The organism is Rhodococcus sp. NPDC059234, assembly GCF_042754225.1.
In the GTDB taxonomy this organism is placed as follows: Bacteria; Actinomycetota; Actinomycetes; order Mycobacteriales; family Mycobacteriaceae; genus Rhodococcus_G.
This window is the reverse complement of record NZ_JBHZAH010000150.1, coordinates 1-10,373: the sequence shown is the minus strand read 5'-3', so window position 1 is coordinate 10,373 and position 10,373 is coordinate 1. Positions and strand designations below refer to the sequence as shown.

Annotated in this window: 10 protein-coding genes; 7 read left to right on the top strand and 3 right to left on the bottom strand. The window is 69.5% G+C overall.

Translation table 11 applies throughout. From position 1 onward, the window contains the following. Nucleotides 1-197: 197 nt before the first annotated feature. The 3 genes from ACFXGJ_RS22315 to mptB are packed head-to-tail and all read right to left on the bottom strand — an operon-like array spanning nt 198 to nt 3,597. Nucleotides 198-995: an ABC transporter permease gene (locus ACFXGJ_RS22315; protein ID WP_378624957.1), complete on the bottom strand. Its 798-nt coding sequence runs from the start codon at nt 993-995 to the stop codon at nt 198-200. A 2-nt stretch (nt 996-997) separates the two neighbouring features. Continuing rightward, a complete protein-coding gene (locus ACFXGJ_RS22310) occupies nt 998-1,942 on the bottom strand; it encodes an ABC transporter ATP-binding protein (RefSeq protein WP_378624955.1) in 945 nt (314 codons plus the stop codon). 11 nt (nt 1,943-1,953) lie between these two features. Next, nucleotides 1,954-3,597 (bottom strand): polyprenol phosphomannose-dependent alpha 1,6 mannosyltransferase MptB, encoded by a 1,644-nt coding sequence (gene mptB / locus ACFXGJ_RS22305; protein ID WP_378624962.1) that lies wholly within the window; start codon nt 3,595-3,597, stop codon nt 1,954-1,956. Nucleotides 3,598-3,724: 127 nt separating this feature from the next. Here mptB and ACFXGJ_RS22300 point away from each other — a divergent pair, with 127 nt between their 5' ends. The 7 genes from ACFXGJ_RS22300 (at nt 3,725) to ACFXGJ_RS22270 (ending at nt 10,340) form a co-directional block, all read left to right on the top strand. Next, nucleotides 3,725-4,522, top strand: coding sequence for a helix-turn-helix transcriptional regulator (locus tag ACFXGJ_RS22300; protein WP_378624952.1), 798 nt, complete (start codon nt 3,725-3,727; stop codon nt 4,520-4,522). A gap of 133 nt (nt 4,523-4,655) precedes the next feature. After that, a complete protein-coding gene (gene sufB / locus ACFXGJ_RS22295) occupies nt 4,656-6,104 on the top strand; it encodes a Fe-S cluster assembly protein SufB (RefSeq protein WP_378624950.1) in 1,449 nt (482 codons plus the stop codon). Beyond that, entirely contained in the window at nt 6,104-7,297 is a 1,194-nt protein-coding gene (sufD, locus tag ACFXGJ_RS22290; RefSeq protein ID WP_378624947.1) for a Fe-S cluster assembly protein SufD, read from the top strand. Before sufB ends, sufD begins: the two co-directional genes overlap by 1 nt. Nucleotides 7,298-7,348: 51 nt before the next feature. Further along, the gene (gene sufC, locus ACFXGJ_RS22285) at nt 7,349-8,140 is read left to right on the top strand and encodes a Fe-S cluster assembly ATPase SufC (RefSeq protein ID WP_378423644.1); all 792 of its coding nucleotides are present in this window, start codon (nt 7,349-7,351) and stop codon (nt 8,138-8,140) included. Nucleotides 8,141-8,144: 4 nt separating this feature from the next. After that, entirely contained in the window at nt 8,145-9,455 is a 1,311-nt protein-coding gene (locus ACFXGJ_RS22280) for a cysteine desulfurase (protein ID WP_378624943.1), read from the top strand. Between the two features lies 1 nt (nt 9,456). After that, complete coding sequence (sufU, locus tag ACFXGJ_RS22275; RefSeq protein WP_378624940.1) at nt 9,457-9,945, top strand: Fe-S cluster assembly sulfur transfer protein SufU; 489 nt, start codon at nt 9,457-9,459, stop codon at nt 9,943-9,945. Further along, nucleotides 9,942-10,340: a metal-sulfur cluster assembly factor gene (locus ACFXGJ_RS22270; RefSeq protein WP_378624937.1), complete on the top strand. Its 399-nt coding sequence runs from the start codon at nt 9,942-9,944 to the stop codon at nt 10,338-10,340. Before sufU ends, ACFXGJ_RS22270 begins: the two co-directional genes overlap by 4 nt. Nucleotides 10,341-10,373: the final 33 nt, after the last annotated feature.

The window sequence follows — 10,373 nt, the reverse complement described above, 5'->3', positions numbered from 1 at the left end:
TCCGGTCCGGTGGACAGTTGGTAGAGCGCGTGGGTGGTGGCGACCGAGGTGCCGTTGGGGGAGGTGGAGATGCTGTTCTCGACGCGTTCGCCGGCGGGCAGGGGTCAGCGAGGCGGCGATGCGCAGAGTGTTCTTCGGCACTGACGCATGATGCCCGTTCGCATGTGAGAACTAATACGTTTCGGGGTGATTCGGTATCAGGTGAACTTGAACAGTCGCGTCGCCAGCCACGCGGCGACCGAACCCCACACGGCGAGCACCACGATCGCGAAGACGTCGACCGAGCCGGACAGTGCGTGGTCGAGCGCCTCCGCGAGTGCGCCGGAGGGGACGAGCCGCGCCGCGGTGTGCAGCGAACCGGGAATCGAGTCGGCGGAGGCGAACACCACGCTCCCGATGCCGGCCATCACGAACCACAGCACGTTTGCGAGGGCGAGCACGATCTCCGCGCGCAGCGTCCCGCCCAGGAGCAGTCCGAGTGCGGCGAAGGCGGCGGTACCGAGTGCGATGACGACCGCACCCAGCAGGAGTCCCGTCACGTCGGGCCGCCAGCCGAGCGCGAACCCGATGGCGCCCAGGATGATCGACTGCAGCGCGACGACGATCACCACGGCCGCGCTCTTGCCCGCGATGATGCCCCACCGCGGCAGCGGGGTGGCGCCGAGGCGTTTCAGCGCGCCGTAGCGGCGGTCGAATCCGACCGCGATGGCCTGGCCGGTGAAGGCGATCGACATGATCGCGACCATCATCACGGCCGGCAGCACCCGGTCCACCCGCGGGTCGCCGAGATCGCCGATCGGCATCAGCGAGAGCCCGATCAGCAGGGTGATGGGGATGAACAACGCCAGCAGCAGCTGTTCGCCGTTGCGCAGCAGCAGGGTGAGCTCGAGCTTGGTCTGCGCGGCGAGCATCGGGAGCGGCGCGTTGGGTTTCGGGTCGGCGGTGAAGGTCCCGGGTGCGAAACGGTTGTCCGCGAGGCGGTCCTGGTCGGTCATGCTCAACCCCTCAACTCCTTGCCGGTGAGGTCGAGGAAGACGTCCTCGAGCCGGCGTTGGTCCACGCGCAGTTCGGTGGCCAGTACGTCCAGTTCCGCGCACCAGCTCGTCACGGTGACCAGTACGCCGGGATTGATCTCGCCCTCGACGACGTAGTTTCCGGGGGACAGCTCGCGCGGGACGAAGCCCGCGGGCAGTGCGGTCTCGAGACCGCTCAGATCGAGGTGCTGGGGCGCGGAGAACCGCAGCTGGCCGTCGGCGCCGTGCCGGGTCAGTTCGCTCGGCGTGCCCTCCGCGACGATCCGGCCGTGGTCGATGATCACCAGCCGGTCGGCGAGCGCCTCCGCCTCGTCCATCAGGTGGGTGGTCAGCAGCACCGCGACGCCGTCGCGGCGCAGCGCCTCGATCAGCTCCCACACCATCAGCCGCGCCTGCGCGTCGAGTCCGGCGGTCGGCTCGTCGAGGAAGACGAGTTCGGGGCGGCCCACCAACGCGCAGGCCAGGGCCAGTCGTTGCTGCTGACCGCCGGACAACCGCCGGTACGGGGTGCGGACCGCATCGGAGAGTCCGAGTTCCCGCAGCAGCCACTGCGGGTCGAGAGGGTTGGCCGAGTACGCGGCGACCAGGTCGAGCATCTCGCCGGCCTTCGATCCCGGGTAGGCGCCGCCGCCCTGCAGCATCACGCCGATGCGCGCGCGCACCTCGCCGGAGTCCGCGATCGGGTCGAGCCCGAACACCCGCACGGTGCCGGCGTCGGGGCGCAGGAAGCCCTCGCACATCTCGACGGTGGTCGTCTTCCCCGCGCCGTTGGGTCCGAGAAGCGCCAGCACCTGGCCGCGTTCGAGGGACAGGTCCAGGCCGTCGACGGCGGTGACGCCGCCATAGGTCTTCACCACGCCGTCGAGGCTGAGAACGGGGTGCGTCGCGTTCGACGCCGGAGAGCTCACGGGGTCCCAGCCTAGGCGTCGGCAGTTTGCCGCTGGTTCGACGCCCCGGAGTCGGAGCGCCACGGCAGCCGGTTCCGGGTGACGAAGATGAGTGATCCGCAGACGAGGATGGTGACGATGGCGGCCTGCACGATCACGAACGGCTGGTACTCGCCGCCGTTCGGCATGACCATGAGGCTGACCACCGAGGAGAACGCGATCGCCGGGAGGCGGAACGCCGGCCGCGTCGCCCAGGCGGCCAGCGGGATGACGGCCCACAACAGGTACCAGGGCTGAACGACCGGGAACAGCAGGACCAGCACGCCGAGCGAGACGCCGAGCGCGCCGACCGGGTGGATCCGGCCGACGAGGACGGCCACGAGCATTCGCAACGCGACGAACGCCGCGGCCAGCGCCGCGATCGGACGGGTCAGGCTGAGCACCGCCGTGGTGTGGTCGCCGAGGCCGAGGAGCACCCCGGCGAGTCCGGTCCCGAGACCGAGCAGCGTCGGCAGCGACATCCAGCTGCGCACCTCGTTGGCGGTGCCGAGGGTGTCGAGACTGAGCCAGCCGAGTCCGAGCCCGCTGGCCAGGCTGACGGCGAGCACGACCACCGCCGTCACGGCGAGCAGCAGGGCGGCTGCGGCGACCACCGATCGCACTCGGCCGCCCCAGCGCCTGGCCAGTGCCATGCCGAGGAACCCGAGCGCGAGCAGCGACGGGATCTTCACGGTGGAGGACAGCGCGATCAGTGCCACGCCGGACAGCAGATACGTCAGCGATCTGCCCCGGATCGGGTCGGCGCCCTCGACCGCTCGCAGCGCGATCTCCATGCCGGCGAGCATCAGTCCGAGCATGAGCGCCTCGTTGTGGATCCCCGCGACCAGGTGGAACAGCAGCAGGGGGTTGGCGGCGCCGAGCCACAGGGCGGTCACGCTGGCCACTCCGCATCGCTTGGCCAGTCGCGGCAGTGCCCACACGATCAGGGCCACGCCGACCAGCGCGAGCAGCCGGTGCAGGAAGATCCCCGCGACGATGTTCTCGCCGGTCAGCGCCGAGATGCCCTTGCCGATCCAGAGGAACAGGGGGCCGTACGGGGCCGGCGTGTCGCGCCAGATGTTCGGCACTGTCCGGGTCAGGACGTGGTCGACGCCGAGCGCGCCCGCCGGGCCGATCGCGTACGGGTCGAGTCCGCGAGCGGCGATCTCACTCTGCGCGAGGTAGGAGTAGACGTCCTTGCTGAACATCGGCGGGGCGACCGTGAGCGGAATCACCCACATCAGCAGGGTGCGGTCCATCTGCGATCGGGTCAGCCGCCGAATCGCGGTCCCCTCGCGGAAGTTGCCGATCGCGAACCGGCCCAGCAGCAGCCAGGCGAGCACGACCATCGCGCTGCCGGTCAGGGTGATGGTCATGGCGACGCTCGGCATCCGTGCGGGCAGGCCGAGAATGCGCAGGCCCTGGACCGGGTTCTGCAACACGGGCTGGGCACCCGCGCCGAGCGCGCCGAGGGCCATGAGCAGGGCGCCGGTCGCGCCGAACCGCCGGACTCCGCGCAGTTGGGCGGTCTCGCGAGGGTTGAGGCCGGGGGCTTCGGGCTCGTCGCCGTGCAGGCTGGACACCTCGAAGCCGTGGTGGCGGCCGTCGATGCCGAGCGCACGCCGACCGAGGGTCAGCACGCGGTCGCGGAACTCGTGCGGGGCAGTGGAGCCGGGACCGGCGCCTGGGGTGTCACCGGCGTCCGGTGCGTCGTCGGTCTTCGGCACAGCGTGAAGAGTAGCGGTGTAATGCAGGGCACCCTTGGTGGACCGGCGCAGACAATTCCGTCACACTGGTGTTGTGAAAACGGCACCGGCCCCCGAGTCGCGGAGTGAAGTCGCAGGCAGTGCGCCTGTTCTTCCTGCGCGCGGTGGTGCGTCGACGCCCAGCGCGATGAGCCACGAGGGGCACACCCGGGCCGCGGTGGTGCAGCTGCTGCTCGAGCAGGGACCCATCACCGCCACCGAGATCGGTACCAACCTGGGCCTGAGCGCCGCGGGCGTTCGCCGTCACCTCGAGGCCCTGATCGACGCGGGTGAGGCCCGCTCGACCAGGTCCGCCAGCTGGCAGCAGAAGGGCCGCGGCAGGCCCGCCAAGCAGTTCCAGCTGACCGCCGCGGGTCGCTCGCGGCTCGGCCACTCCTACGACGACCTTGCCGGCGCGGCGATGCGCCAGCTCCGCGAGGTCGGCGGCGAGGACGCGATCGTCGAGTTCGCTCGGCGCCGCGTCCAGACCATCGTCGCGGACATCGACCCCGTCGCCAAGCACGACGCGGGCGAGGTCGAGGCCACCGCCGACGCCATCGCCGACGCGTTCACCAGCGCCGGCTTCGCCGCAACCACCAGACCCGTCGGCAACGGGGTGCAGATCTGCCAGCACCACTGCCCGGTCTCGCACGTGGCCTCGGAGTTCCCGGAGCTGTGCGAGGCGGAGACGCAGGCCTTCGCGGAACTGCTCGGCACCCACGTGCAGCGCCTGGCGACCATCGCGAACGGAGACTGCGCCTGCACGACGCACGTTCCGCTCGTCCCACCGGCCGCGACGCATCAGGAAGCGACCTGACCGGATCGGCGTGCCCGCGCCGTTGAGGCACTCAGCGACGTCGAGCCCCCCAGCAACACAGAACGCGAAGTAGCAACCCCCCGCCGGTGCCCAGCCCGCATCGGTACGCAACAAGACTCCGGAAGGAGCTCGCATGACCGTCACCCAAGACCAGGCAGCCGGACAGCAAGCAGGCCTGACGCAGGACGAGGCCATCGCCTCGCTCGGCCATTACGGCTACGGCTGGTCCGACTCCGACGTCGCCGGCGCCAGCGCGCAGCGCGGTCTGTCCGAGGCCGTCGTGCGGGACATCTCGGCCAAGAAGAGCGAGCCCGAGTGGATGCTCGACATCCGGCTCAAGGCGCTCAAGACCTTCGACAAGAAGCCGATGCCGCACTGGGGCTCGAACCTCGACGGCATCGACTTCGACAACATCAAGTACTTCGTGCGGTCCAGCGAGAAGCAGGCGGAGTCCTGGGAGGACCTGCCCGAGGACATCAAGAACACCTACGACAAGCTCGGCATCCCGGAGGCGGAGAAGCAGCGCCTGGTCGCCGGTGTCGCGGCGCAGTACGAGTCCGAGGTCGTCTACCACTCGATCCGCGAGGACCTCGAGAAGCAGGGCGTGATCTTCCTCGACACGGACACCGGGCTCAAGCAGCACCCGGAGCTGTTCAAGGAGTACTTCGGCTCCGTGATCCCGGCGGGCGACAACAAGTTCTCCGCGCTCAACACCGCGGTCTGGTCGGGCGGCTCGTTCATCTACGTACCGCCGGGCGTGCACGTGGACATCCCGCTGCAGGCCTACTTCCGGATCAACACCGAGAACATGGGCCAGTTCGAGCGGACCCTGATCATCGTCGACGAGAACGCCTCCGTGCACTACGTCGAGGGCTGCACCGCGCCGATCTACAAGTCCGACTCGCTGCACTCCGCGGTCGTCGAGATCATCGTCAAGAAGGGCGGCCACTGCCGCTACACGACCATCCAGAACTGGTCGAACAACGTCTACAACCTGGTGACCAAGCGCACCAAGGTGGACGCGGGCGGCTCGATGGAGTGGATCGACGGCAACATCGGCTCCAAGGTCACCATGAAGTACCCGGCCGTGTGGATGATGGGCGAGCACGCCCGCGGCGAGGTGCTCTCCGTCGCGTTCGCCGGCGAGGGCCAGCACCAGGACACCGGCGCGAAGATGCTGCACCTGGCGCCGCACACCTCGTCGACCATCGTCAGCAAGTCCGTCGCCCGCGGCGGCGGCCGCGCCTCCTACCGCGGCCTGGTCCAGGTCAACAAGGGCGCGCACGGCTCCAAGGCGACCGTCAAGTGTGACGCGCTGCTGGTCGACCAGATCTCGCGCTCCGACACCTACCCGTACGTCGACATCCGCGAGGACGACGTGTCGATGGGCCACGAGGCGACCGTGTCCAAGGTGTCCGAGGACCAGCTGTTCTACCTGATGAGCCGCGGCCTCACCGAGGACGAGGCGATGGCCATGGTGGTGCGCGGGTTCGTCGAGCCCATCGCCAAGGAGCTGCCGATGGAGTACGCCCTCGAGCTCAACCGCCTGATCGAACTGCAGATGGAAGGGGCGGTTGGCTAGTGAGCAACCCCACAACAGGAGTCATCGGCGCGGTCGCGGGCGAGAACACCGCCCGTCCCGCCACCAACAAGGGCGAGGTGTTCACCTCGTTCGACGTCAACGCCTTCGAGATCCCCGCGGGCCGCGACGAGGCCTGGCGGTTCACCCCGCTGCGCCGGCTGCGCGGCCTGCACGACGGCTCGGCCGTCACCTCCGGCGCGGTCACCGTGGAGGTCCAGGCCGTCGACGGCGTCACCGTCGAGACCGTCGGCCGTGACGACGCGCGCCTCGGGCAGGCCGGTGTGCCCGCCGATCGCGTCGCCGCGCAGGCGTACTCCAGCTTCGAGTCCGCGACCGTCGTGACCGTCGGGACCGAGCGCGAGATCGCCGACGCGGTCAACATCGTGGTGACCGGCCCCGGCGCCGACAAGGTCGCCTACGGTCACCTGCAGGTGCGGCTGGAGGCCTTCGCGAAGGCCACCGTCGTGCTGGATCAGCGTGGCAGCGGAACCTACGCGGAGAACGTCGAGTTCGTCCTCGGCGACAGCGCCAAGCTGACCGTCGTCGCGGTGCAGGACTGGGCCGACGACGCCGTGCACGTCGCCGCGCACCACTCCCGCCTCGGCCGCGACGCGGTGCTGCGGTACACCTCGGTGTCCCTCGGCGGTGACCTCGTCCGGCTCACGCCGGTCGTCAAGTACGACGGACCGGGCGGCGACGCGGAACTGCTCGGCCTGTACTTCGCCGATGCCGGACAGTTCTTCGAGCAGCGCCTGCTGGTGGATCACTCGCAGCCGCACTGCAAGTCGAACGTCGTCTACAAGGGCGCGTTGCAGGGCGACCCGCACTCGGGCAAGCACGACGCGCACACCGTGTGGGTCGGCGACGTGCTGATCCGGGCCGAGGCCGAGGGCACCGACACCTTCGAGCTCAACCGGAACCTGGTGCTCACCGACGGGGCGCGCGCCGACTCGGTGCCGAACCTCGAGATCGAGACCGGCGAGATCGTCGGCGCCGGACACGCCAGTGCCACCGGGCGTTTCGACGACGAGCAGCTGTTCTACCTGCGCTCGCGGGGCATCCCGGAGGACCAGGCCCGCCGTCTGGTGGTCCGCGGCTTCTTCCACGAGATCATCAACCGCATCGCCGTACCGGAGGTGCGCGAGCGCCTCGAAGCCGCCATCGAGGTCGAGCTCGCCGCGGTCGGCGTCTGATCGTCACGCCGAATTAGTCGCCGACACAACACTTCTCAAAGGAATTCTTGAATGACTACCCCTGAAACCTCCGTTCTGGAGATCAAGGACCTGCACGTTCGCGTCGCGCAGACCGACGAGAACGCCGAGCCGATCAACATTCTCAAGGGCGTGAACCTCACGGTCCGCTCGGGGGAGACCCACGCCATCATGGGCCCCAACGGTTCCGGCAAGTCGACGCTGTCGTACGCGATCGCCGGTCACCCCAAGTACGAGATCACCTCCGGCTCGATCACCCTCAACGGCGAGAACGTGCTCGAGATGAGCGTCGACGAGCGCGCCCGCGCCGGCCTGTTCCTGGCCATGCAGTACCCGGTCGAGGTGCCCGGCGTCTCGATGTCGAACTTCCTGCGCACCGCCGCCACCGCCGTCCGCGGTGAGGCACCCAAGCTGCGGCACTGGGTGAAGGAGGCGAAGGAGGCGATGACCGAGCTCGAGATCGACCCGACCTTCGCCGAGCGCAGCGTCAACGAGGGCTTCTCCGGCGGCGAGAAGAAGCGGCACGAGATCCTGCAGCTGGGCCTGCTCAAGCCGAAGATCGCGATCCTCGACGAGACCGACTCCGGCCTCGACGTCGACGCGCTGCGGATCGTCTCCGAGGGCGTCAACCGGTACCAGGAGCGCGAGCACGGCGGCGTCCTGCTGATCACCCACTACACCCGCATCCTGCGCTACATCAAGCCGCAGTTCGTGCACGTGTTCGTCGGCGGCCAGGTCGTCGAGTCGGGCGGCCCCGAGCTGGCCGACGAGCTCGAGACCAACGGCTACGTCCGGTTCACGCAGGCCGCGGCGGCAGGGGCCTAGTTCCATGACCAGCACCGTGCGCGCGCTGGACGTCACCAGCATCCGGGCGGACTTCCCGATCCTGGCCCGCACGGTGCGGGACGGGAAGCCCCTGGTGTACCTGGACTCCGGCGCCACCTCGCAGCGACCGGTCCAGGTGCTCGACGCCGAACGCGAGTTCCTCACCACCTGCAATGCGGCTGTGCACCGCGGTGCGCACCAGCTGGCCGAGGAGGCGACCGACGCCTACGAGGGCGCGCGGGCGGCCATCGCCGCGTTTGTCGGCGCCGATCCGGACGAGTTGACGTTCACCAAGAACGCCACCGAGTCGCTGAATCTGGTGACCTACGTGCTCGGCGACGACCGTTTCGAACGGCACGTGGGCCCGGGCGACGAGATCATCGTCACCGAGCTCGAGCACCACGCAAACCTGGTGCCGTGGCAGGAGCTGGCCCGGCGGACCGGTGCGACCCTGCGCTGGTACGGCGTCACCGACGACGGTCGCATCGATCTCGACTCGCTCGAGCTCACCGACGCCGTCAAGGTCGTCGCGTTCACCCATCAGTCGAACGTCACCGGGGCGGTCGCGCCGGTGGCCGAGCTGGTGCGGCGGGCGCGGGCGGTCGGCGCGCTGGTGGTGCTGGACGCCTGCCAGTCGGTGCCGCACATGCCGGTCGACTTCCACGGCCTCGACGTCGACTTCGCGGCGTTCTCCGGGCACAAGATGCTCGGACCGTCCGGCGTCGGCGTGCTCTACGGCAAGCGGGAGCTGCTCACGGCGATGCCGCCCTTCATCACCGGCGGCTCGATGATCGAGACCGTCACGATGGAGGCCACCACCTACGCGGCCCCGCCGCAACGGTTCGAGGCCGGCGTCCCGATGACCTCTCAGGTGGTCGCGCTCGGCGCCGCGGTGCGCTACCTCGACGGCATCGGCATGGACGCGGTCGCCGCGCACGAGCACGAGCTGACGGCGTTGGCGCTCGAGCTGCTCGGCGGCATCGACGGCGTCCGGATCGTCGGACCGCTGACCACCGAGAACCGTGGCGGCGCGGTGTCGTTCGTGGTGGACGGCATCCACGCGCACGACCTGGGGCAGATCCTCGACGACGAGGGCATCGCCATCCGCGTCGGCCACCACTGCGCGTGGCCGCTGCACAAGCGGTTCGGCATCGCCGCGACCGCCCGGGCGTCGTTCGCCGTGTACAACACCGCCGACGAGGTGCACGCCCTGGCCGCGGGCATCCGCCGCGCCCAGGAGTTCTTCGGCGTCACCGCGGCGAGTGAGCCGGTGGTCGACGAGCCGGAGACCGCACCGATCGACGGGGCGTCCTGACGTGCGAATGGAGCAGATGTACCAGGAAGTGATCCTGGACCACTACAAGCACCCGCACGGCCGGGGCCTGCGGGAGCCGTTCGGCGCCGAGGTGCACCACGTGAACCCGACCTGCGGTGACGAGATCACGCTGCGGGTAGCGCTCACCGACGACGGCCGCGTCGCGGACGTCTCGTACGACGGGCAGGGTTGCTCGATCAGCCAGGCGGCGACGTCGGTGCTCACCGACCAGGTGGTCGGCCTTGCGGTCGAGGACGCACTGGTCGCGGTGGATGCGTTCGACTCGATGATCACCAGCCGGGGCACCGTCGAGGGCGACGAGGACCTGATCGGCGACGGCATCGCTTTCGCGGGGGTGTCGAAGTACCCGGCCCGCGTCAAGTGCGCGCTGCTGGGCTGGATGGCATTCAAGGATGCCGTTGTTCGAATTGTTGACGGAGACGGCAGCGGCACCAGCGTGCCGGCTCAGACCGGAGGAGCTTCATCATGACCGACACTCAGGCGAGCGAGCAGACGCCGGAGCAGGCGACCGCCGAGCAGGAGCCGGCCGCGCCGCTGACCCCCGAGCAGCAGGCCGTGATCGACGATCTCGAGGAGGCGATGCGTGACGTCGTCGACCCCGAGCTCGGCATCAACGTCGTGGACCTCGGCCTGGTCTACGGGATCTCCGTGGACGAGAGCTCCGTCGCCACCGTCGACATGACGCTGACCTCGGCGGCCTGCCCGCTGACGGACGTGATCGAGGAGCAGGCCCGCGGTGCGCTGGTCAAGAGCGGGCTGGTCGAGGACCTGAAGATCAACTGGGTCTGGATGCCGCCGTGGGGTCCCGACAAGATCACCGAGGACGGCCGCGAGCAGCTGCGCGCCCTCGGCTTCACCGTCTGATTTCTGCAGCGTCCAGCCGGTAGGTGCCGGAAC